The sequence below is a fragment of the Amycolatopsis sp. NPDC004747 genome (assembly GCF_053601335.1).
The window spans coordinates 23,584-45,321 of the sequence record NZ_JBSGBQ010000016.1; the positions used below are offsets into that span (position 1 = coordinate 23,584).

The 21,738-nt window shown below is 71.3% G+C and carries 25 protein-coding genes; 12 read left to right on the forward strand and 13 right to left on the reverse strand.

The features are described from left to right. The first annotated feature begins 26 nt into the window (after nt 1-26). From ACWEGE_RS25250 to ACWEGE_RS25270, 5 genes are all read left to right on the forward strand, one after another. On the forward strand, nt 27-881 hold the full coding sequence (locus ACWEGE_RS25250; RefSeq protein WP_449662922.1) for an alpha/beta fold hydrolase: 855 nt from the start codon (nt 27-29) through the stop codon (nt 879-881). A gap of 95 nt (nt 882-976) precedes the next feature. After that, nucleotides 977-2,389, forward strand: coding sequence for a hypothetical protein (locus ACWEGE_RS25255; RefSeq protein ID WP_449662923.1), 1,413 nt, complete (start codon nt 977-979; stop codon nt 2,387-2,389). Then, complete coding sequence (locus ACWEGE_RS25260) at nt 2,386-2,778, forward strand: FixH family protein (protein WP_449662924.1); 393 nt, start codon at nt 2,386-2,388, stop codon at nt 2,776-2,778. Before ACWEGE_RS25255 ends, ACWEGE_RS25260 begins: the two co-directional genes overlap by 4 nt. Before the next feature lie 10 nt (nt 2,779-2,788). Further along, a complete protein-coding gene (locus tag ACWEGE_RS25265) occupies nt 2,789-3,931 on the forward strand; it encodes a hypothetical protein (RefSeq protein ID WP_449662925.1) in 1,143 nt (380 codons plus the stop codon). Next, on the forward strand, nt 3,924-4,469 hold the full coding sequence (locus ACWEGE_RS25270; protein ID WP_449662926.1) for a hypothetical protein: 546 nt from the start codon (nt 3,924-3,926) through the stop codon (nt 4,467-4,469). The genes ACWEGE_RS25265 and ACWEGE_RS25270 overlap by 8 nt, the downstream gene beginning before the upstream one ends. A gap of 111 nt (nt 4,470-4,580) precedes the next feature. Here the strand turns inward: ACWEGE_RS25270 and ACWEGE_RS25275 are convergent, their stop codons facing one another. Beyond that, nucleotides 4,581-4,835 carry a DUF397 domain-containing protein gene (locus tag ACWEGE_RS25275; protein ID WP_449662927.1) on the reverse strand — a complete coding sequence of 85 codons (255 nt, stop codon included), beginning with the start codon at nt 4,833-4,835 and terminating at the stop codon, nt 4,581-4,583. Between the two features lie 460 nt (nt 4,836-5,295). On the opposite strand from ACWEGE_RS25275, the gene ACWEGE_RS25280 reads away from it, so the two are divergent. Beyond that, the gene (locus tag ACWEGE_RS25280) at nt 5,296-5,550 is read left to right on the forward strand and encodes a hypothetical protein (RefSeq protein WP_449662928.1); all 255 of its coding nucleotides are present in this window, start codon (nt 5,296-5,298) and stop codon (nt 5,548-5,550) included. An 80-nt stretch (nt 5,551-5,630) separates the two neighbouring features. On the opposite strand, the gene ACWEGE_RS25285 is transcribed toward ACWEGE_RS25280, so the two are convergent. The 4 genes from ACWEGE_RS25285 to ACWEGE_RS25300 form a co-directional block, all read right to left on the reverse strand. Beyond that, nucleotides 5,631-6,248, reverse strand: coding sequence for a class I SAM-dependent methyltransferase (locus ACWEGE_RS25285; RefSeq protein ID WP_449662929.1), 618 nt, complete (start codon nt 6,246-6,248; stop codon nt 5,631-5,633). Continuing rightward, nucleotides 6,245-7,093: an SAM-dependent methyltransferase gene (locus ACWEGE_RS25290; protein WP_449662930.1), complete on the reverse strand. Its 849-nt coding sequence runs from the start codon at nt 7,091-7,093 to the stop codon at nt 6,245-6,247. The genes ACWEGE_RS25285 and ACWEGE_RS25290 overlap by 4 nt, the downstream gene beginning before the upstream one ends. Beyond that, nucleotides 7,065-7,916: an SAM-dependent methyltransferase gene (locus ACWEGE_RS25295; RefSeq protein WP_449663096.1), complete on the reverse strand. Its 852-nt coding sequence runs from the start codon at nt 7,914-7,916 to the stop codon at nt 7,065-7,067. Before ACWEGE_RS25295 ends, ACWEGE_RS25290 begins: the two co-directional genes overlap by 29 nt. Before the next feature lie 88 nt (nt 7,917-8,004). Then, nucleotides 8,005-8,868, reverse strand: coding sequence for a helix-turn-helix domain-containing protein (locus tag ACWEGE_RS25300; RefSeq protein ID WP_013222333.1), 864 nt, complete (start codon nt 8,866-8,868; stop codon nt 8,005-8,007). A 235-nt stretch (nt 8,869-9,103) separates the two neighbouring features. Here ACWEGE_RS25300 and ACWEGE_RS25305 point away from each other — a divergent pair, with 235 nt between their 5' ends. Continuing rightward, complete coding sequence (locus ACWEGE_RS25305; protein ID WP_449662931.1) at nt 9,104-10,024, forward strand: MBL fold metallo-hydrolase; 921 nt, start codon at nt 9,104-9,106, stop codon at nt 10,022-10,024. An 86-nt stretch (nt 10,025-10,110) separates the two neighbouring features. Beyond that, entirely contained in the window at nt 10,111-11,550 is a 1,440-nt protein-coding gene (gene gndA / locus ACWEGE_RS25310) for an NADP-dependent phosphogluconate dehydrogenase (protein WP_449662932.1), read from the forward strand. A 96-nt stretch (nt 11,551-11,646) separates the two neighbouring features. On the opposite strand, the gene ACWEGE_RS25315 is transcribed toward gndA, so the two are convergent. Genes ACWEGE_RS25315 through ACWEGE_RS25330 form a run of 4 tightly spaced genes read right to left on the reverse strand, consistent with a single transcriptional unit; the run spans nt 11,647 to nt 15,660 of the window. Next, nucleotides 11,647-12,384 (reverse strand): Clp protease N-terminal domain-containing protein, encoded by a 738-nt coding sequence (locus ACWEGE_RS25315; protein WP_449662933.1) that lies wholly within the window; start codon nt 12,382-12,384, stop codon nt 11,647-11,649. Between the two features lie 52 nt (nt 12,385-12,436). After that, on the reverse strand, nt 12,437-13,606 hold the full coding sequence (locus ACWEGE_RS25320; protein ID WP_449662934.1) for a 4-hydroxybenzoate 3-monooxygenase: 1,170 nt from the start codon (nt 13,604-13,606) through the stop codon (nt 12,437-12,439). Further along, nucleotides 13,606-14,820, reverse strand: a complete 1,215-nt coding sequence (locus tag ACWEGE_RS25325; protein ID WP_449662935.1) for an NAD(P)/FAD-dependent oxidoreductase — start codon at nt 14,818-14,820, stop codon at nt 13,606-13,608. The genes ACWEGE_RS25320 and ACWEGE_RS25325 overlap by 1 nt, the downstream gene beginning before the upstream one ends. 57 nt (nt 14,821-14,877) lie before the next feature. After that, nucleotides 14,878-15,660 (reverse strand): IclR family transcriptional regulator, encoded by a 783-nt coding sequence (locus ACWEGE_RS25330; RefSeq protein WP_449662936.1) that lies wholly within the window; start codon nt 15,658-15,660, stop codon nt 14,878-14,880. Between the two features lie 115 nt (nt 15,661-15,775). Between ACWEGE_RS25330 and ACWEGE_RS25335 the strand changes: the two genes are divergently transcribed. Continuing rightward, a complete protein-coding gene (locus ACWEGE_RS25335) occupies nt 15,776-16,240 on the forward strand; it encodes a hypothetical protein (RefSeq protein ID WP_449662937.1) in 465 nt (154 codons plus the stop codon). A gap of 40 nt (nt 16,241-16,280) precedes the next feature. Here ACWEGE_RS25335 and ACWEGE_RS25340 read toward each other — a convergent pair whose 3' ends face one another. Together ACWEGE_RS25340 and ACWEGE_RS25345 are read right to left on the reverse strand one after the other, a co-directional pair. Then, nucleotides 16,281-16,598, reverse strand: a complete 318-nt coding sequence (locus ACWEGE_RS25340) for an NIPSNAP family protein (RefSeq protein ID WP_176173514.1) — start codon at nt 16,596-16,598, stop codon at nt 16,281-16,283. Beyond that, nucleotides 16,598-17,737 carry a 5-methyltetrahydropteroyltriglutamate--homocysteine S-methyltransferase gene (locus ACWEGE_RS25345; protein WP_449662938.1) on the reverse strand — a complete coding sequence of 380 codons (1,140 nt, stop codon included), beginning with the start codon at nt 17,735-17,737 and terminating at the stop codon, nt 16,598-16,600. Before ACWEGE_RS25345 ends, ACWEGE_RS25340 begins: the two co-directional genes overlap by 1 nt. 131 nt (nt 17,738-17,868) lie before the next feature. On the opposite strand from ACWEGE_RS25345, the gene ACWEGE_RS25350 reads away from it, so the two are divergent. Continuing rightward, complete coding sequence (locus tag ACWEGE_RS25350; RefSeq protein WP_449662939.1) at nt 17,869-19,191, forward strand: nucleobase:cation symporter-2 family protein; 1,323 nt, start codon at nt 17,869-17,871, stop codon at nt 19,189-19,191. Here ACWEGE_RS25350 and ACWEGE_RS25355 read toward each other — a convergent pair. Then, on the reverse strand, nt 19,178-19,717 hold the full coding sequence (locus tag ACWEGE_RS25355; RefSeq protein ID WP_449662940.1) for a TetR/AcrR family transcriptional regulator: 540 nt from the start codon (nt 19,715-19,717) through the stop codon (nt 19,178-19,180). The genes ACWEGE_RS25350 and ACWEGE_RS25355 overlap by 14 nt on opposite strands. A gap of 87 nt (nt 19,718-19,804) precedes the next feature. Between ACWEGE_RS25355 and ACWEGE_RS25360 the strand changes: the two genes are divergently transcribed. Next, nucleotides 19,805-20,251 carry a pyridoxamine 5'-phosphate oxidase family protein gene (locus ACWEGE_RS25360; RefSeq protein ID WP_449662941.1) on the forward strand — a complete coding sequence of 149 codons (447 nt, stop codon included), beginning with the start codon at nt 19,805-19,807 and terminating at the stop codon, nt 20,249-20,251. Here the strand turns inward: ACWEGE_RS25360 and ACWEGE_RS25365 are convergent, their stop codons facing one another. After that, nucleotides 20,252-20,788, reverse strand: coding sequence for a hypothetical protein (locus ACWEGE_RS25365; protein WP_449662942.1), 537 nt, complete (start codon nt 20,786-20,788; stop codon nt 20,252-20,254). It lies immediately after the preceding gene. A gap of 169 nt (nt 20,789-20,957) precedes the next feature. On the opposite strand from ACWEGE_RS25365, the gene ACWEGE_RS25370 reads away from it, so the two are divergent. After that, nucleotides 20,958-21,686: a rhomboid-like protein gene (locus tag ACWEGE_RS25370; protein ID WP_449662943.1), complete on the forward strand. Its 729-nt coding sequence runs from the start codon at nt 20,958-20,960 to the stop codon at nt 21,684-21,686. Nucleotides 21,687-21,738 lie beyond the last annotated feature (52 nt).

Here is a 21,738-nt window from a genome sequence, read left to right on the forward strand (position 1 = left end):
TAGAAGCAGCGCTACCGTCTAACCCTATGAACCGGTTAGAGAGCATGGCCACCGTGAACGGCATCCGCGTGCACTACCTCCGCGCCGGCGACGGCCCACCGCTGTTCCTGCTGCACGGCTGGCCGCAGACGTCGCACTGCTGGCGCCGGGTACTGGCGCCCCTCGCCGAGACGCACACCGTGATCGCCCCCGACCTGCGCGGCTACGGCCGCAGCGACAAACCGAGGTCCGGCTACGACAAGCGCACGATGGCCGCCGACGTCGCCGCGCTCGCCGAGCACCTCGGCTTCGCGAAGGTCGCCGTCGCCGGGCACGACCGCGGCGGCCGGGTCGCCCACCGCTGGGCCCTCGACCGCCCGGACCAGGTCGGCCGCCTGGCCGTGCTCGACATCGCCCCGACCCGCGCGATGTGGCAGCGCCTCGACGCCGGCGTCGCCAAGGCGTACTGGCACTGGCTCTTCCACCTCCAGCCCGACCTGCCGGAACTCCTCGCGGGCCGGAACATCGCCGGCTACCTCGGCTACTTCTTCGAACGCTGGACCCACCAGCGCCACGCCCTAGACGCCGACGCGCAGGCCGAGTACGTCCGCGCCTTCGAACAGCCCGGCGCCCTCCGCGCCGGCTTCGACGACTACCGCGCCTCCTTCCCCGACGACGCCGACCTCGACGACGCCGACTTCGCCGCCGGAAAGCGCCTCACCCAGCCAGTTCTCGCGCTCTGGGGCGCGAACGGCCTGCTCGGCACCCTGCCGACGCTCGACATCTGGCGGGAGTACGCCGACGACGTCACCGGCGCGGCCCTGGCCGAGTGCGGCCACTTCCTGCCGGAGGAACAACCCGGCGAAGTGGTCGCCCACCTGCGGAAGTTCCTCGACCCCTGAGGTTCCCCGGGCCGGGAGTCCCCCGAACCGGGGATCGGGATTCCCTCGCCGCCGTGACGCCCGCCACCGGTCCCACCGGTTAGGTTCGGCGCACGATGGGGAGCAAATCGATAGCTGCACTGCTGACGCTGCTGGCCGTTTTGGGGATCGCGGCCGGCAGCGGAACCGCGTACGCCGACGGCGCACCGAGCGGCGCCGACGTCCAGGTCGCCCAGACGCTGGGCACGCGCGAGCTGACCGTGATCATCCGCCGCGTCGACACGACGCCGTCGCCGCTGCGGGTCGACGTCGTGACGCACCAGGGCACCGCGCCCGGCACGCTGCAGCTGGCCCTCGCGGCCGACGGCGTCCCGAGTTCACGCGCGGAGGTCGTCCTGGGTGCCGCCCCTGGCGCGTACCCGGGAAATCTCCGGGTCGGCAAACCGGGTCCGTGGGAGCTCTCGCTGGCAGATGACAGCGGGCATCAGGCGACGATCCCGTTCGTCGTGCCCGCGCGGGTGGTCCCGCCGTGGGAAAAGGCGACCTACGGCGGGTTCGTCGCCGCGGGGGCGTTCCTGCTCATCGCCCTGGTGGTCGGGGTGCGGGCGAGGCGGACGGCGTTCGCGCTCATCCCGGGCGCCGGCGTGGTCGCCGCGATCGCCGTCGCGGTCACCGGGGCGCTGCTGTCGGCGGGCACTCCCCCGCCGCCGGCGCCCGGCAGCCAGCTGGACCCGACGTTCGACAACGTCACCGACCCGTACGCGAACGCGCAGCTGTCCACAACGGACTACTCGCGGCCACCGGTGAACCTGGCCGTCCGAACCGGGAACGACGAGCTCGAGCTGCGGCTCACCGACGGCGCCACCGGCCGCCCGGTGGACGACCTGCTGGTGCACGACAACGCGCTGGTGCACCTGGTGCTGGTCTCGCCGTCGGGCAGGCTGAGCCACCTGCACCCGGTGCGTGTCGGCCCCGGCGACTACCGCGTCACCGTCACCGATCCGGAGGCGGGCACGTACGCCGTCGCGGCCGAACTCGCCCGGCGCGGCGGCGGGGTCCAGCTGGCGCGGTCCACTGTGGACTTCCAAGGCACCGCCGCCCCCGCACCCGAGCCGCCCGGCGCCGGCCCACGGACGGTCGACGGCACCCCGGTCGAGCTCACCATCGGCCAACCCACCGCGGGCCAGGGGGCGCCGACCACGATCACCGCGCACTTCCCCGGCCAGGACCTCCAGCCGTGGCTGGGCATGCTCGGGCACCTGATCATCGCCGGGCCGATCACCGGTCCCGTCGGCGAAACCGCCGCGAAGGCACCCACCTGGGCGCACGTCCACGCGATGGTCCCGCCGGTCGCGGGCCAGCGTGACCGTCCTGATGAGACGGTCGCCGCGTACGGCCCGGACGTCGGTTTCACCTACACCTTCGCCCAGCCCGGCCGGTACCGGATCTGGCTGCAGGCCGAACGCGGCTACCGGGTGCTCACCGTGCCCGCCGTGGTCGACGTCCCGGCGACCGGAGCCGGCCGATGAAGCGCCCGACGTTGCTGATCGCCGCCGTCGCCCTGGTCGCCGCGGCCGGAGCCGCCTGGCTGCTCTGGGGTGGCGGTGCCGCGAAACCCACCGCCCAGCAAGCGGTTTCCGGTCCCTACACCGTGCAGTTCTCCGCGGAGCAGCCGCGCATCGGCGGCAACACGTTCGCGGTGGCGGTGACCGGGCCCGCGCCCGAAGCCGTGACGGTCGCGCCGGTCATGGCGCAGATGGGGCACGCGCTCGCGCCGGTGCCCGCCGGACCGGACGGGCCCGGCCGCTTCCGCGCCACCGGCGTCGGGCTGCCGATGGCCGGGCAGTGGGAGATCACCGTTTCGCTGCGCGGCCCCGGCGGGCCCGCGCAGGTCGTCTTTCCCGTGTTGGTCAAGTGAAGGAGGGGGAATGGATCTCACCGCGGCCGGCGTGCGCACCACGTCGGCGACGAAACAGGCGCGGACCGGGTTGCTGCCGGCGAACGTCGTGCTCGGGGGGTCGCTGCTGTCGCTGGTCGGGCTCACCTGGGACATCCAGTGGCACGACGACGTCGGGCCGGACACGTTCTTCACGCTGCCGCACCTGTTCCTGTACGCGGGCAGCGCGGTCGTCGGACTGGCGAGCCTCGCCGTCGTGCTGCTGACCACGGCGGCGCGGCGCGCGGGACGGCCGGTCGACCCGCGGATCGGCGGCCGCGTGATCAACGTCTTCGGCCGGACGTTCGCGGCGCCGCTCGGTTACCTGGTCTCCGGCATCGGCGCGGCGACCTTCCTGCTGTACGGCCTGTGGGACCAGTGGTGGCACGGGCTCTACGGCTTCGACGCGGTCATCGACTCACCGCCGCACATCGGGCTGCTGCTGGCCATCACGGTGGCGCTGATCGGCACCACCGCGGTGTTCGCCGCGGCGCGGGAGCACCGCTGGGGCCGGCTCGGCACGCTGGCCTCGTTGACCGTGCTGCTGACCTTCGGGCCGGTGCTGGCGCTCGGGTTGCAGCAGGTGCCGGACGACTACGCCGACGCCGTCGCGATCGGGACGTCGATGATGGCGGTGCTGCTGGTCGCCGTCGGCGCCGGGTTCCTGCGCCGTCCGGGCGGGGCGGTGGGCACCGCGGCGCTGGCCGCGGCCGTGCAGGCGGTGTTCTGGTGGTTCTCGCCGTGGGCGGCGAAGGCCTACGCGGACATGGTCGGCTTGCCGCTGCGCGACGCGATTTCCGGGGTGCCGGCGATGCCGTCGCTGGCGCCGATGGCGCTGCTGCCGGTGGCCGCGCTGATGGAGCTCGGCTACCTCACCGGGCGGCGCCGGGGGTGGCGTGCGGGCCGGGTTTCCGTGGTCACCGGCGGGATCGCCGGGCTGCTGATCGGGCTGAGCCTGCCCCTGCAGCGGGCGATGCTCTACACCGGCGCGCACGTGCCGCCGGCCTGGTACCTGGCGACGACGGCCGTGCTCAGCGCGGCGCTGGGGCTGCTCGGTGGGTTCGCCGGGTGGCGGTTCGGCGGGATGCTCTGCCTGCTGGCGCCCGCGAAGAAGGGGGAAACCGCTGATGCGTAAGAGTCTGCTCGCGTTGGCCGCCGTCGCCGGGCTGCTGTTCGCGACCGCGGCACCGGCGAACGCCTACGAGCCGGTCAACATCGTGCACACCGAACGGGTGCAGGCCGGGCCGTACGGGCTGACCGTCGGGTTCAGCACCTGGCCGCTGAAAGCCATGCAGTCGCTGGACTTCACCTTCATCCCCGACGGCGGGATCGAGGGCAAGTCCGGCACGCTCACCATGGTCAACCCGGAGGGCGGCCCGAACCGGAAGCAGCCGCTGGTCCGGCACCCGCGCAAGCTCGAGGTGTGGGGGCTCGACGTCCGGTCGATGCCGCGCCCGGGCGACTGGACGTTCCGCTTCACGGTCAACGGCCCCGCCGGCTCCGGCACCGGCGAGCTGCGCGCGTTGCCGGTGCTGGAACAGCCGGGGCCGCCGATGGGCGTGAGCTGGGCGATCAGCACGTTGCCGCTGATCGGGCTCGTGGTGCTCGTCGTGGTGGCCTGGCGCCGGACCCGCAGCCGCCTGCGCGGCGGCGAGCTTCCGGCAATCGGGTGAGATTCCCCTCACATCGGGTGTCCGGACGTACTCCGGCAGTCGCGAAGGCCTCCTTCACCGTAGAGAGCGGGGAAGGAGGCCTTCACCATTTGTCTTCCGCGTAGCGGGCGATCAGGCGGGCAGGTCGAACTGGCCGGCTTTGACGGCGATCAGGAACGCTTCCCACTCGGCGGTGTCGAACACGAAGACCGGGCTGGTCGCGAGCTTGGTGTCCCGGACGCCGATCAGGCCTTCGCGGCCGAGGTTGACCTCGACGCAGCTCCCGCCGTTGGGCTCGCTGGCGAACGACTTCTCCCAGGCGGCCTCTTCGAACAGGGTCACGGCCGTGTTCGGATCGTAATCCGCGAACGACGGATAATCCGCCATGGGTCGTACCTCCGAGGATCGATGGGGGGCGCGGTCGTGACCTGGTCGAAGGCACCCGCTCCCGGCTACTCAGTGTCTCAATGGAGCAAGCCACAGGGCCAAGCGGGTGATCAACTGGGTCCGGCCTCGACATGAAGATTATTCCAGGAGTAGGATTAATCGCATCGGCCGGGGCGCTGGTGTCGGTGAATGACTGCCTGCTCGCGGCGGGCGGTCGACGACACGGGCCGAAGTGCTGAACCGGCCGAGTGCCGGAAGACCAGAGGACCGACCAAGCCAAGCCACCGCAGGACCTCATGGGGGAGGAACAGCGTGATCGCCGAGGACAGTGCGCCACCCGGCGCACTCGCCGTGACCAGGCCCGACGTCTCCGCGGCCGAGCCGGTCCGGACTCCGGGTGCGGAAGCGTTTTCCCTGGGGAACGCCGAGGCACCGCGACGAGAGCTGGGGGTGTAGACGAATGGCCGTCCGGGTGAACTCGCTCTTCTGCCGCGAGGACGAAGGACACCGTGGCCGCCGGGGGATCGGCAACGAGCTGCGGAACCGCTTCGGCTTCAGCCTGATCCAGGCGCCGCTGCGCAAGACCACCACGTGGGCCACGGACCAGGACCTCCCGCTGCGGCGTCACGCCGACGGGGTCCGCACCACCCGCCCGCTGGAAGCCGCGATCGATCTGACGCCGCTGATGCGCGGCCGCATCGGCTCGCGCGCCTGACAACCCGAACTGCTGTACCACCGCGAAAGAGCCCCGGTTTCCTGCGGAACCGGGGCTCTTGTCATGCGTGGCTGCGGTTTTCACAGCAGCGGGGGTTTCCGCAGCAGCAGGCAGCCGTGCCGCATCGGCCGTTCCCCCGCGCCCGGCTCGCGGTACAGCCGCCCCACTTCGGCGAGCCCCGCCGCGGCCGCCAGCTCCGCCAGTTCGTCCAGCGGCCAGCTGTAGGCGGTTGTGACCTTGTGGTCGAACGACGTCCGCGGGCCGCCACCGGATTCGAAGCACCCCAACAGAACGTGACCGCCGGACGCCAACGTTCGGGCGAATTCGGCGAAGTACCCCGGCACCTCCGCTGGTGGGGTGTGGATCACCGAGTACCACGACAGGATCCCGCCGAGCGACGCGTCCGCCAGCTCCAGCGCCGCCATGGACCCGACCTCGAACCGCAGGTCCGGGTGAGCGGCCCTGGCGAGCGCGATCATCGCGGGCGAGAGGTCGACGCCGAACGCGTCGAGCCCCAGCGAACGCAGGTGCGCCGTCAGGTGCCCGGGCCCGCAGCCGAGGTCGGCGACCGGGCCGCGTCCGCGGACGGAATCCGCGAACGCCGCCCACGCGGCCCGCTCCAGCGGGTGCTTGTCCCAGACCTCGGCGGCGAATTCCGCGTACTGGTCGGCGATCGCGTCGTAGGCGGCCGCCGTCACGGCTTGCGGCCGAGGCCGCAGAGGTGGCCGACGAACGCCGGGTCGTTCGCGAGCTTCTTGGTGGCCTTGGACTCGATCTCCTCCGGGTGCCACTGCGGGAGGTAGACGATGCCGGGCTCGACCAGCTCCAGTCCCTCGAAGAACGAGGTGAACTCGGCGCGGCTGCGCAGGTGCAACGGCGTGCTCGACTGGTTGTACTGCTTCATGATCGATTCGCGGCTTTCCGCGTCGGCCATCTCGTGCAGGTCGTCGTCGGTCAGGTGCGAGGACAGGAAGTACGAGCCGGCCGGCAGCAGCGTCAGGTACTTGCGGATGGTCTGGGCCACCGGCTCGTCGGCGCCGAGGAAGTAGAGGACGCCGACCATGATCAGGCCGATCGGGCGGTTCGGGTCGAGGACGCCGGTGTCGAGCGCGCGCTTCCAGATGTCGGCCGGGTCGCGCAGGTCGCCCTGCAGCACCGCGTGGCGCCCCGCGACGCCTTCCTTCTCCAGCAGGATCTGGGAGTGGGCCACCGCGACCGGCTCGTTGTCGACGTACACGCACCGCGCGTCCGGGTTGACCTCCGTCGCGACCTCGTGGACGTTGCCGACGGTCGGGACGCCGGAGCCGAGGTCGAGGAACTGGTCGATGCCGTTGCGCGCCAGGTACCGCACGCCCCGGCCGAGGAAGTCGCGGCCGGCGCGGGCGACGGTCTTGATCATCGGGAAGGTCTTGACGGCCTGTTCGCCGAACTGCCGGTCGATGGCCCAGTTGGCGTCGCCGCCGAGGAACCAGTCGTAGATGCGGGCGGCGTTCGGCCGTTCCAGGTCCACGCCTTCAGGGGCTTCGGGGTCCTGCGTCGTCATTGCGTCCTCCAGGCTTGCGGCCGACACCGCCGACCACGCTCGCGAGGGGGACCGTGGCGGCGCCGGGCTCCGGGCGCCACTCTCCCACAGGCACGATCCCGGGCTCGACGACGTCGAAGGTACCGAAAAACGCGGCGATCTCGTCGAGCGACCGGGAAACCGCGGGCGAGCTCGACCGCTCGGACAGCTTCACGAGCTTCCGGATCTGCTCCAGCTCGTCGCCTTCGACGCCGGACTCGGTCGCGTGCGAAAGCACGTACGCCGACCCGGGCGCGAGGAGCGTCCGGTAGTCGCGGATGGCTTCGCGGACGCCGGTGACGTCGGGCAGGAAGTGCAGCACGGCCACGGTCAGCAGCCCCATCGGCCGGTCCGGGTCGAGCACGCCGGTGGCCAGCGCGGCGTCCCAGACCTCGCCGGCGTCCCGCAGGTCGGCGTGCAGCACCGCGTGGCGTTCGGGGTCGCCGGCCTCCTCGAGCAGCATCCGCCCGTGCGCAACGGCGACGGGTTCGTTGTCGACGTACACGCACCGGCTGTCGTCGACGTGGTCGTCGGCCACCTCGTGCACGTTGCCCGCGGTGGGGATGCCGGAGCCGAGGTCGAGGAACTGCGTGATGCCCTGGGCGACGCAGTAGCGCACCGCCCGGCCCAGGAAGTCGCGGTTGGCGCGGGCCAGGGTCTTCGCCAGCGGGAACACCTTCAGCGCCTGCTCGCCGTACTGGCGGTCGATGGCCCAGTTCGCCGTGCCGCCGAGTGCCCAGTCGTAGATCCTCGCCATGTTCGGCCGGTCGAGGTCGACGGCGTCGGGGAGGAAGTCGGGGTCCACGATGTCCACTTCCGGTGGATTCGAGCGCAACAGAGTGACTCTACCGAAAGTTGTTCACCGGTCGGGACAGCTGACGCCGCCATTCGCCCTATTGGAGCTGCTGCATCTGCGCGCGGTAACCCTCCGCAAGCTCCTTGAGGAACTGACGGGTCTCCTGGCGTTCCAGCGCGGCTCCGCGCAGCCTGTCCCACGAGTCGACGAAGATGTTGAAGTCCTTGACGTCGTCGAGGTAGAGCCCGCCCGCGGAGTGCTCGATGTAGACGAAGTCGCGGGTGCGGTCCGGGAACCGCATGATCGTGAAGTCGTTGGGCACCGCGGCCAGCCGCGCGCCGAAGGGCAGTACGTGCACGTAGACGCGCGGGTGCTTCTCCAGCGAGAGCAGGTGCTCGACCTGGTCGAGCATCACCGCCGGCGCGTACCCGCCCGGGGCCCGGCGCAGCGCGCCTTCGCTGATGATGAAGCGGTAGTACGGCGGCTGCTGCTGCTCGAACACCGCCTTGCGGTCGAGGCGGTTGCGGACCAGCGACGTCACGTCCGTCGCGCCGGCCTCGGTGAACTGCTTGAGCATGTAGTGCTCGGACTGCAGCGGGCCCGGGATGCGCTCGCCGTGCCAGGTGAGGATCTCCGCGGCCGCGGGCTCCAGGTCGGTGAAGGTGCGGAACCAGTGCGGCACCACCGAGCGGTAGCCGGACCAGTGGCCGCGCTGCCCGGCGGCGGCCCGCGCCAGGTTCATCAGCGTGTCGGCCTCTTCGCCGTTGATCCCGAACGCGTTCAGCATGGATCGCACATCCCCGAGCTTCACCCCGACGGCACCGGACTCGATCTTGTTGACCTTGCCCTGGGTGCAGCCGAGGACCTCGGCGACCTGCTGCTGTGTCATCCGCGCCGCGGTGCGGGCATGCCGGAGCTCGTTCCCGAGCTGCTTCCGGCGCGAGGTGACGGTGCTGGCCATCGCCCTGCTCTCCCGGACCACTACCAAGCAACGGCGGCCACCGGCCGCCGTCGCACGCGAACTATCGAACCCACCCAGGTTAGTGCTTAACCTTGCGGATCTCGATGATGACATCGCGCAGCGTTCCAGGAAACGCCGCAGATTGCCAGTCACCTGCGCTATCACTCGCCTGGACCAGCGAAATTCCGAATTATTCGGCCAACCGGCGGAGCCTGCTCTCGGGCATAGTGACCCCGTGACCGATCGTTCGCCCTCCGCCGCCGCCGTCACCCGGCTGGCCGACCGGGTCCACGGCTACGTCCAGCCGGACGGCTCCTGGTACATCAACAACTGCGGGTTCGTCGACGCCGGCGACCACACCGTGCTGATCGACACCTGCTCGACCGAGCGCCGCACGCGCGCGCTGCTCGCGGCGGTCGAGGAGACCACCGGCAGCCCGGTGACGACGCTGGTGAACACCCACCACCACGGTGACCACACCAACGGCAACTACCTCGTCACGAGCGCGGCCGTGGTCGGCCACCGCAAGACGCGCGAGCTGATGGCCGCCGAGGGCATCCAGACCTTCGAGGGCATCTTCGTCGGCAGCGACTGGGGCGAGCTCGAGTCCCGGCCGCCCGAGATCGTCTTCGACGACCGGCTCACGCTGTACGCCGGCGACGTCGAGATCCAGCTGATCCACCCCGGGCACGCGGCCCACACGACCAACGACGTCCTGGCCTGGCTGCCGCAGCAGCGCGTGCTCTACGCCGGTGACCTGGTGTTCCACGGCGGCAGCCCGTTCGCGCTGATGGGTTCGGTGGCGGGGTGGCGCAAGGGCCTCGACGTCATCCGGGAGCTGGAGCCGGAGGTGATCCTGCCTGGTCACGGCGGCCCGTGCGGGCTCGACGTGGTGGACACAGTGGACCGGTACCTGGCCTTCGTCCAGAAGACGGCCGAGCGCGGGAAGGCTGCCGGGTTGTCGCCGCTGGAGCTGGCGAAGGAGACCGACCTCGGCGAGTTCGAGTCGCTGAGCGAGCAGGAGCGGCTGCCGGGCAACCTCCACCGCGCGTACGCCGAGCTCGACGGCGCCGAGTGGGGTACCGACATCGACCTCGTCGCGGCGATCACGGACATGCTCGCGTTCAACAAGGGCCCGATCCGCTGCTTCTCCTGAACTAGGTGAGCTGCTCCTCCGTGCCCTCCCTTGAGGCGTCGATCGGACTAGTGTCTGAATCGAGAGAGTTCTTCGGAAGGATTCGGATGAGCAAGAAGGCGAGCATCGGGGTCACCGGCCTGGCGGTCATGGGCCGCAACCTGGCCCGCAACCTGGCCCGGCACGGTCACACGGTGGCCCTGCACAACCGGTCCGAGGAGCGGACCCGCGCGCTGGTGGAGCAGTTCGGCGACGAGGGCGACTTCATCCCGGCGTACTCCGCGCAGGAGTTCGTCAACGCGCTGGAGCGGCCGCGCCAGGTCGTGATCATGGTCAAGGCGGGCGGCCCGACGGACGCCGTCATCGAGGAGTTCGCGCCGCTGCTCGAAGAGGGCGACGTCATCATCGACGCCGGCAACGCGCACTTCGCCGACACGCGCCGCCGCGAGAAGGCGCTGCGCGAGCGTGGGCTGCACTTCGTCGGCAGCGGCGTCTCCGGCGGCGAGGAAGGCGCGCTGCACGGGCCGAGCATCATGCCCGGTGGCTCGAAGGAGTCGTACGAGTCGCTCGGCCCGCTGTTCGAGGACATCTCGGCGAAGGTCGACGGCGAGCCGTGCTGCACGCACATCGGCGCGGACGGCGCCGGCCACTTCGTGAAGATGGTGCACAACGGCATCGAGTACGCCGACATGCAGCTGATCGCGGAGTCGTTCGACCTGCTGCGGCACGCGGGCGGCTACTCCCCCGCCGAGATCGCCGACGTGTTCCGCACCTGGAACACCGGGCGGCTCGACTCCTACCTGATCGAGATCACCGCCGAGGTGCTCGCGCACGTCGACAAGTCGTCCGGCAAGCCGTTCGTCGACGTCGTCGAGGACGCGGCCGAGCAGAAGGGCACCGGCCGCTGGACCGTGCAGATCGGCCTCGACCTGGGGGTCCCGATCTCGGGCATCGCCGAAGCCGTCTTCGCGCGTTCGCTGTCCGGGTCCAAGCCGCTGCGCGCGGCGGCCCGCGGGCTCGGCGGCCCGTCGGCGGCCCCGCTGTCCGGGTCGTCGCTGGAGCGTTTCGCCGACGACGTCGAGCAGGCGCTGTACGCGTCGAAGGTCGTGGCGTACGCGCAGGGCTTCAACCAGATCCAGGCCGGCGCGACGGAGTACGGCTGGGACATCGACCTCGGCAAGGTCGCCTCGATCTGGCGCGGCGGCTGCATCATCCGCGCGAAGTTCCTCAACGACATCACCTCCGCCTACGCCGAGGAGCCCGCGCTCCCGACGCTGCTGACCTCGGGCGGCTTCCGCAAGGCGGTCGAGGACGCGCAGGACTCGTGGCGTTCGGTGATCTCGACGGCGGTCAAGCTCGGCATTCCGACGCCGGGCTTCTCGACGGCGCTGGCCTACTACGACGGCCTCCGCGCCGACCGGCTGCCGGCCGCGCTGGTCCAGGGCCAGCGGGACTTCTTCGGGGCCCACACCTACCGCCGGGTGGACCGCGAAGGCTCGTTCCACACGGCCTGGGCCGCCGACGGCCGCCCGGAGTCCGACGCCTGAGCCGGTGCTGCTCTGACCGGGAAGACCCCCTGGTCCCTCCCGGTCAGAGCAGCGTCACCAGCAGCAGTGCGAGGAGCGCGGCGGCCAGCAGGAGCCTCACTGGCCTCGCGCGGCGAGGATCTCCGCCAGCACCTCCAGGATCTTCGCCTCGGCCTTGTCCTTCTTGACGCCCAAGCCGTCGAGCACCTCGAAGCCGGTTCCCTCGCCCTGTTCGAGCAGCGCCAGGAGCAGGTGCTCGGTGCCGATGTAGTTGTGGCCGAGCCGCAGCCCCTCGCGCATGGTCAGCTCGAGGGTCTTCTTGGCCGTCCCGGTGAACGGCATCGGGTCCGGGACCGGAACGACGGCCTTGGGCAGCCGCGCCTCGGCGGCTTCGCGGACGGCGTCCAGCTGCACGCCCTGGGCCAGGATGGCCCCGGCCGCCAGGGCGGCGGGCTCGGTGAGCAGGCCCAGCACCAGGTGGACCGTGTCGAGGGCCGGGCTGCCGTGCTCGACGGCGGCCTTCTGGGCCGCCACGACGACGTGCCGGGCCCGGTCGGTGTACCGGCCGTAGACGCGCTCGATCGTGCCGCCCAGGTCGCCGCCGGAATCGACCTTCGGGACGAACCGCTTCTGGGCGGCCTGTTTCGTGACGCCCATGCTGGCGCCGATCTCGGTCCAGGACGCGCCGGACCGGCGGGCCTGGTCGACGAAGTGGCCGATCAGGTGGTCGGCCACTTCACCGAGGTGCTGGCCCACGTAGACCGCGTCGGTCAACTGGGCCAGGGCGTCTGTTTCGTTGTTGCTCTTGATGGCGTTGATGAGGTCGTCGAGCTTGACGTTGAAGGGGAGGGTCATGTCGTCAACTGTAGGTTGACGCCCCTCAGACGTCAACCACGAGTTGACGATCTCAGGCGAACGGCAGTCCCACGTAGTTCTCGGCGAGGCTGGTCGCCGCCGCGCGCGACGACGTCGTGTAGCGCAGTTGCGACAGCTGCAGCTGCCGCGCGAAGCCGTCCGCGTGCGGGTCGGTGTGCAGCATCGTCGTCATGAACCAGGAGAAGTGCTCCGCGCGCCAGACCCGGCGCAGGCAGGTGTCGGAGTAAGCCGCGGCGAGGGATTCGTCGCCGCGCAGCAACGCTTCCAGCGCCCGCGCCAGCACGCGGACGTCGGCGATGGCCAGGTTCATGCCCTTCGCGCCGGTCGGCGGCACGATGTGCGCGGCGTCGCCGGCCAGGAACAGCCGGCCGTGCCGCAGCGGCTCGGCGACGAAGCTGCGCATCGGCGTGATGCCCTTGTCGAGGATGGGGCCCTCTCGCAGGGTGAAGTCGCCCTCGACCTCGAGCCGCGCGGTCAGCTCGGCCCAGATCCGGTCGTCGGACCAGTTCGCCAGGTCGTCGTGGGGATCGACCTGGAGGTAGAGGCGGGTGATCTCCGGCGTCCGCATGCTGTGCAGCGCGAACCCGCGTTCGTGGTGGACGTAGATCAGCTCGTGGTGCGACGGCGGCGTCCGCGCCAGCACGCCGAGCCAGGCGAACGGGTACTCGCGCTCGTACACCGTCAAGTTGTCCGAGATGGACGGACGGGAAACACCGTGGAAGCCGTCGCAGCCCGCCACGGCGTCGCACTCGATGACCTGCGCGTTGCCTTCGCCGTCGCGGTAGGCCACCCGCGGCCGCTCGGTGTCCACATCGGACATTTCGACGTCCGAAACCTCGTACGAGATCGGGTACCCGCGGGCCTCGTGCGCGTCGATGAGGTCCTTGACGATCTCCTGCTGCCCGTAGACGGTGATCGACTTGCCGGTCAGCTCGGTGAGGGCGATCCGGTGGTCGGCGCGGTCGAACCGCAGCGACAGCCCTTCGTGCGGCATGCCCTCGGCCGCCAGCCGCTCGCCGAGGCCCAGCGACGTCAGGAGCTCGACGGTCGGCTGCTCGCAGACCCCGGCCCGCACGCGCTGCCGGACGTACTCGCGGTCGCGAGCCTCCAGGACCACGCAGTCGATCCCGGCCTGGTGCAGCAGGAACGACAGCAGCAGCCCGGCCGGGCCGGCCCCGATGACCGCGACCTGCGTGCGCATCACGCCGCTCGCGACTTCAGGTGTGCCTTGAGGTCGAAGGCACTCGCTTCGAGGTCGGCGTACGCGGGCTGCGGGTCGGCGGCGAACAGGCGGCGCGCGGCGATGTGGTCGGCCGGCCGGTTCACCGACTCGACGGCGACGAGGACGTCGTCGCGGAAGGACAGCACGGAGAACTTGCCCGCGGCCCGGTCGCCCGCGACCACCGTCCGGTCGGCGCCGGACAGGATCCCGGCGATCTGCAGCTTGGCGCCGGCCTGGTCGGTCCAGAACCAGGGCAGGCTGGCGTAGGGCTCGGCCGTGCCGGTGATCGCCGCGGCCACGCACCGGGCCTGGTCGACGGCGTTCTGCACGGACTCCAGCCGGGTCTCGGCGCCGGCCTGCACGCAGGGGAAGTTGGCGCAGTCGCCGATGGCGAAGATCTTCTCGTCCGCCGTGCGCAGGTGCGCGTCGACGACGACGCCGTTGCGCACCGGCAGCCCGGCGGCCTCGGCGAGCGTGGTCTCGGGCACCACCCCGACGGCGACGACGACCAGGTCGGCGGGCAGCCGGGTGCCGTCGGTCAGCTCGACCTCGCGGACCCGCTCGTCGCCGTGCATCGCGGCGACCCCCTGGCCGAACAGCACCGTGTGCCCGGCGTTGCGGTGCAGGCCGGCGAAGTACGCGGAGATCTCCGGCGTCGCGACCCGGTTGAGCAGGCGGTCCTGCATCTCGACGATCGTCACCGGGCGGCCGGCGTGCGAGGCGAACTCCAGCCCGATGAACCCGCCACCGGCCACGACGACGTTCTCGGCCTGTTCCAGCGACTCCCGCAGCCGGTCGGCGTCGTCGCGGGTGCGCAGGGCCAGCACGCCCGGGAGGTCCGCGCCGGGCACCGGCAGCGTCCGGTTGCGGGCGCCGGTGGCCAGGACGAGGAAGTCGTAGTCCAGCTCGCGGCCGTCTTCGAGCCGGACCTTCGCCGCCGCGCGGTCGATTTCCGCGACCCGGCCGGAGACCAGCTCGATGTCCTTCTCGGCGAAGAAGTCCGCATCGCGCAGGTGCAGCTGCTCGAGCCCGGCCGTCCCGGCGAGGTAGGCCTTCGACAGCGGCGGCCGCTGGTAGGGCACGCCCGGCTCGTCCCCGACCAGCACGACCCGGCCGTCGAAGCCCCGGTCCCGCAGCGAAGCCACGGCCTGGAACCCGCTCTGACCGGCACCGACGACGAGCACGGTGGTCATTCCTTCTCCTCACCCCATCCGGTTGCCCTCGACCTCATCCGACCACAACGGGCGCGGTCAGTCGAGGCGCGGCCCACCGGACGGCCGCGGCGCGCCCAGCACCCGCGAGATCCCCCGCGCGGCGGCCCGCACCGCCGGCACCAGCGTCCGCGGATCGGTTCCCTCGGCCGGGACGACCACGGAAATGGCGGCCACGACGTCGTCGGTGGCGTCGCGGACCGGGGCGGCCACCGACAGGGCGATCAGCTCGATCTGGCCGTCGCTGATGGCGTAGCCGTCGCGGCGGACGTCGGCCAGGACCCGCCGCAGCCGCGCGGGCGAGCCGATCGTCTTGGGCGTGAACGTCTTGAGCGGACCGGCCAGGACCTCCTCCTGCGCCTCGGCGGGGGCGTGCGCGAGCAGCACCTGGCCGACGCCGGTCGCGTGCGCGGGAAGCCGCCCGCCGACCCTGGTCAGGACGTTGACCGCGCCCCGGCCGGAGATGCGTTCGACGTACACGACTTCGGGCCCGTCGAGCACCGCGAGCTGCACGTTCTGGTGCGTGGCTTCGTAGAGGTCTTCCAGGAACGGCATGGCGCTCTCGCGCAGCTCCGCGCCGTGCGGGGCGAGGGAGGCGACCTCCCACAGCCACAACCCGACGCGGTAGGCGCCCGTTTCGTCGCGCAGGAGGGCGCCGCGCCGGGTGAGCTCCCCGGCGAGCCGGTGCGTGGTCGACAGCGGCAGCCCGGCCCGCCTGCTGAGCTCGGACAGCGTGAGCCGCGGCCGCTCGGCGGTGAAGGCGCCCAGGAGGTCCAGGACGCGATCCACCACCGATGGCGGCCGCTGCGCGCTGTGTCGCATGGGCTCAGTTTTCGCACCCGGCCGAAAAGCCGCAAGCCGCGGCTAAACCGCCGGCGACATCGGGGCGTGAGGACGGTGCCGCCTCGGCCGAGGCGGCACGACGAGGGGAGAACACGTGAAACTGTGGGCGAAACTGGGCATTTCGGTGGCCGCCGCACTCAGCGCGGCCACGCTCGCGGCAGCACCGGCTTCGGCCGTGGCCAACCCGTACAGCCCGGCGGAGGCGTGCGCCGGCGACTGGGGTGGGTCGTGGTCGCAGGCGTCCGACGGCCACCGCGAGGTGAAGTACGGCTCGGCCAAGTGGGGCGACGTCTACCTCATGTACAACGCCGCGCACGACAACTGCGTCGCCACGATCAAGTCGGTCGACGTCGGCACGCCGACGTACACCAAGGCCTGGCTGCTGGTCCAGGGCACGTCGGGCTGGTACCAGCGGGGTGGGCCTTTCTCGTACTACGAGACGGTCAAGGCGGCGTCGGGCGGCCACTGCGTCCAGTACGCGGGTCAGATCTGGCGCAACGCGGCCGGGTCCGGCGCGTATGCGCTGGGGTCGCGCTACACCTGGGGCAACTGCGGCTGATCCGGCGGGGCGCCCCGGGCCGTCCCGGGGCGCCCCGGCGTCAGAGGTCGTCGTCCGGCAGCAGCGGGCGCATGAACGTGCGCCGGTACCGGACCACGCACCCGCTCTCGTCGCGGATCTTGTCCGCCTCGATGAAGTCCGGGTCGACGCCGAACAGCCCGCGATACCGCTCGTACGCCGCCAGGCTCTCGAAGCTGAACAGCGCCCTGGCTTCGTCGCTCGCCCCCTCCGCCGGCAGGAAGTACCCGTGGTGGATACCGCCTTCCCGTTGCACCAGCCGCATCCACGCCGCGGCGAAGCGCTCGAAGTCGGGGAGCTTCGCGGGGTCGATGACGTAGTCGACGACGCAGGTGATCATCAGTGGCCGCCCCAGACGCGGTCGGCCGTCGACACGATCAGCTCCAGTTTGCGCAGCTGGTCGTCCGTGGTCAGGTCGTTGCCCTCCTCCGTCGAGGAGAAGCCGCACTGCGGGGACAGGCACAGCCGGTCGATGTCGACGTACTGGGCCGCCTCTTCGATCCGCCGCACCAGGACGTCCGGGTCCTCCAGCTCCGGCCGCTTGGTGGTGACCAGGCCGAGCACCACCTTCTTGTCCTTCGGCACGAACCGCAGCGGCTCGAAGCCGCCGGAGCGTTCGTCGTCGTACTCCAGGAAGAACCCGTCGACGGCCAGCTCGCCGAACAACGCCTCCGCGACGAACTCGTAGCTGCCCTCGGCGACCCAGGACGAGCGGAAGTTGCCGCGGCACAGGTGGGTCGTCACCGTGAGGTCCTCGGGACGCCCTTCGAGCGCCGCGTTCATCGTGGCGATGTTGCGCAGGTGCTGGGTGTCCGGGTCGCCGCCCATCCGCGCGACGAGCTCCCGCTGCGCCGGGTCGTTCAGGTAGGCGAGGCTGGTGTCGTCGAGCTGCAGGTACCGGCAGCCGAGGCCGTGCACCCCGCTGACCTGCTGCCGGTAGGCCGCGCTGAGGTCGGCGAAGAACTCCTCGAGGTCCGGGTAAACGCTCTCGCTGACCGCGGCCCGGCCGCCGCGGTAGTAGACCATGCTCGGCGACGGGATGGTCAGCTTCGGCGTCACGCCCGGGTCCACATGGGACCGCAGGAACCGGAAGTGGTCGGCGAAGATCGGCTCGTCGAGCCGCACCTTGCCGTCGACCTGCAGGCCGGGCGGGCTGAACTCGAGGTCGCCCGCCAGGTTGTGGAACTTGACGTGCAGCCGCTCGTCGCTCTTCGAAATCCCGCCGAGGGAGTAGATGAAGTCCATGTGCCACGAGCCGCGCCGGAATTCGCCGTCGGTCGCCGAGCTCAGCCCGGCCGCCCGCTGCATCTTGATCACGTCGCGGATCGCGTCGTCCTCGACCGCGCGCAGCTGCTCCGCGCCGATCTCACCGCTTTCGTGCCGCCGTCGCGCGTCGCGCAGCACCGGGGGGCGCAGCAGGCTCCCCACGTGATCGGCGCGAAACGGCGGGCCCACCTGGGAACTGCCACCCGAAGTCATGCACCGATGGTCACACATTCCCGGCCTTCGCGCCGCCCCCTGAAACCTGATCATCACGCCGCCGACTTGCCACCGTCACCGGCACCGCGTTGGCTGTGACACCGACCAGGCAGCTGCACAGGGGGAAGTTCATGACGAAACACCCGGTCGACCAAGGCCTGCCCGCCGGACGGCTGACGTTGCTCGGCCTCCAGCACATGTCGATCATGTACGCCGGCTCGGTGGCGGTGCCGCTGATCGTCGGCAGTGCGCTGAAGCTGGACACAGCGACGATCGGGCTGCTGGTCAACGCCGATCTGCTGGTCGCGGGCATCGCGACGCTGATACAGGCGATCGGCGTCGGGCGGATCCTCGGGATCCGGCTGCCGGTGGTGGCGGGCGCGACGTTCAGCGTCGTCAACCCGATGATCCTCATCGCGTCGCAGTACGGCCTGCCGGCGGTCTACGGCGCGATGCTCGCGTCCGGGGTGTTCGGCCTGCTGATCGCGAAGCCGTTCGCCAAGATGATCCGCTTCTTCCCGCCGCTGGTCTCCGGGACGCTGCTGCTGGTCATCGGCGTCTCGCTGGTCGGCCCCGGCGCGGCGATGATCGCCGGGCACGACCCGGCGTCACCGGACTACGCGGCGCCGTCGCACATCGGGCTGGCGCTGGGCGTGATCGCGCTGGTCGTGCTGTTCACGCGGGTGCTGCGCGGGTTCGCGAACCAGATCGGGCCGCTGCTGGCGCTCGTCATCGGGCTGGTCGCGGCGATCCCGATGGGGCTGGTGCGCTGGGACGGCATCGGCGCGGCGAGCTGGTTCGGCCTCGCCTCGCCGTTCCACTTCGGCGCGCCGCAGTTCCCGATCGCCGCGGTGTTGTCGATGTGCGTGGTCATGCTCGTGACGTTCACCGAGTCGACGGCCGACCTGATCGCCGTCGGCGAGATCACCGGGCGGCCGCCGACCGACGCGGACCTGGCGCGCGGCCTGGCCACCGACGGCGTTTCGGCGGTGCTCGGCGGCGTGATGAACTCCTTCCCCGACACGGCGTTCGCCCAGAACGTCGGCCTGGTGCAGATGACCGGGGTGCGCAGCCGCTGGGTGGTCGCGGTGACCGGCGGCGTGCTGGCCGTGATGGGCCTGGTGCCGAAGATCGGCGCGTTCATCGCGGCGATCCCGGAGCCGGTGGTCGGCGGGGTCGCGGTGGTGATGTTCGCGATGGTCGCCGCGGTCGGCGCGCAGAACCTCAAGAAGGTCGAGTTCTCCGGCAACCACAACACTTTCGTCGTCGCGGTGGCGCTCGGCGTCGGCCTGCTGCCGGCGTTCGTCCCGGACTTCTTCAAGCACTTCCCGGCCTGGCTGCAGACGATCTGCGGCAGCTCGATCACGGTGACGGCGGTGCTCGCGTTCGCGCTGAACCTGCTGTTCAACCACCTCGGCCGGCGCGCGGAACCGGACCTGCTCAAAGCGCCTTGAGCAGCCGTTCGACGAGCCCGGCCGCGGTGCCCGGCTCGACCGGGCGCCGGAACAGCACGCGCAGGTAGAGCGGGGCCAGGATGTGGTCGAGCACCTCGTCGACCGACGGCACGGGCTCGCCGCGCGCCGCGGCCCGGTCGAGGGTGGCCTGCAGGTCTTCGCCGCGGGCTCGCAGGTGTTCCAGCGGCTTCGCGTCCGGGCGCAGGGTGGCGACGAGCGCGCGCAGCAGGATCTGGCCGTGCCGGTCGCGCATCGCGCGTTCGACGCCCTCGGCCCAGCCGAGCAGGTCGCCGCGCAGCGAGCCGGTGTCCGGGATCGGTGACGTCGACCGCAGGCGCGTCACGGCCGCGTCGAGCAGCAGCGCGTCGCGGCTGCCCCAGCGCCGGTAGATGCTGGTCGGGTTGACGCCGGCCCGCTCGGCGATCTTCGGGATGGCCGCGTCGATCTCGCCGGCGGCGAGCAGCTCGACGACGGCTTCGTGCACCGCGTCGCGGACGCGGGCGCTGCGGCCGCCGGGTCGGGTCATGAGCCCATCCTAAAGCAAAGTCCCTTGCTTTTGCGGCCGGTCCGTGGCTAGCCTTAAGTCAAATCGAATGGCTTTAAGGAGCTCGAGATGGCCCGCAAGATGACCAAGGACGAGCGTGAAGCGTTCCTCGCCGAGCCGCAGGTCGGCGTGCTCAGCGTCGCGGCCGAGCCCGGGCGGGCGCCGCTGACCACGCCGATCTGGTACCGCTACGAGCCGGGTGGCGACGTGGTCATCATGACCTCACCCGGCCTGCGCAAGACCCGGCTGATCGAGGCGGCCGGCCGGTTCGCGCTGTGCGTGCAGCAGCAGGACGGCGTCTACAAGTACGTCTCGGTCGAGGGCCCGGTGGTGGAGTCGTGGCCGATGACGAAGGCCCAGCGGCACGAGATGGCGGCCCGCTACCTGCCGCCGGGCGTGAGCGAGGCCTACACCGACGCGACCGACGAAGCCCACGGCCGCAACATCGCGATCGTGATGCGGCCGGAGCGCTGGAACACCTCGGACTTCAGCGACATCGCGGAGCAGCTGGCCTGATCACCAGCAGATGATGAGGAAACACTGCGTCCGGGGCGCCGGGGTCGGCGTCGGAGTCGGCCGGGGGCTGCCGGAGGTGGGCGGGTTCCCGGTCGGCGTCACGGTCGGGGTGCCCGAGGTGGCGGGAGCGGAGCCGGTCGGCGTGGCGGTCGGGGTCGCGGTTCCGGCGCCGGTGCTCGTGGTGGCCGGGTCGCGACCCGGCACCTCGGTGACGGTGCCGCGGTGCTCGTTGGACGCCGTGACGACGTCGCCGCCGGTGCCGCCGCCGATCCCGCCGTCGGGCGGTGAGTCCGTGGCCTGGTCGGCACCGCCCAGCCCGGTGGTGCGCTGGGGGAACGGGATGACCTGGATCTGGTCGACCGGGGAAGCGTCCTGGCGGTCCTTGCCGCTGAAGGCGACCAGTGCCGCGGCGGCGCCGCAGCCGACGATGACGGCGAGCATCACCGCGACCACCCGCCAGCGCGACTGGCCGGGTCCCGGACGGTCGCCCCAGCCCTCGCGCACGAGCAGCTCGGCGACCGATACCTCGTCGTTCACCCCGACAGACCTTCCCGAGAGGCCTCTCGGCCGACATCGTGGCCGTATTATTACCGTAAAAGCCCCCCGAATGGGTGAAGTAGCGGCAAAAATTCGTCACGTAATGCAAGATCTGACGGTGAGTGACATCCACAGCGTTTTCTAAGCTGACGCTCGTGATACTCCCAGCATGACCACCGAAGCTCGGTCCATGCTGCTGAACGCCGAACGGCCGGTCCCCTCGATCGCCGTTGCGCGCCGCCGCGGCCTGCGGTCGTTGCTCCGGTACGTCCCCAACCCGAAGACGACGCCGTTCACCTTCGGCTACCTGGTCGTCCTGCTGGCCACGACGTTGCTGCTGGAGTTCGCCGACCCGGCGCTGACGACCCGGCTGCTCGAGCTGTCCAGCACCGATGCCCACAACCTGTGGCGGCGGCCGCTGACCTCGCTGCTCAGCAGCGCCATCTGGCTGCCCGGCGAAAACTGGTTCGCCTACGCCCTGATCTTCGCGGTCGCCGTCGCCCCGCTGGAGCGCCGGTTCGGCGCCCGCCGCACGGCGCTGGTGTTCTTCGCCGGCCACATCGTCGCCACGCTCGTCACCGAGCTGCCGGTGATGGCCCTGATCAGCGCGCACGTGCTGCCGAACTCGGCCGGGCACTGGCTCGACATCGGGGTCAGCTACGGCTTCTTCACCACCGCCGGCGCGCTGGTGTTCTTCCTGCCCGGCCGCGCGCGCCTGCTCGCGCTGCTCGCGCTGGAGTCGTTCATCGCGGCGATCTGGCTGAGCGACGACCCGGCGAGCCTGGACTCGCTGGTCACGCTGCTCGGCCACGCGTTCGCCGCGCACTTCGGGCTGCTGGTCTGCGGGCCGTGGCTGCGGGAGCGCATCCGCAGGCCGGCCGCGGATTCGGCCGGGTAGGCAGGGGCCGGAGTCGGTGGTGTAATCGACGGGCCACACGCCGACTTCACGG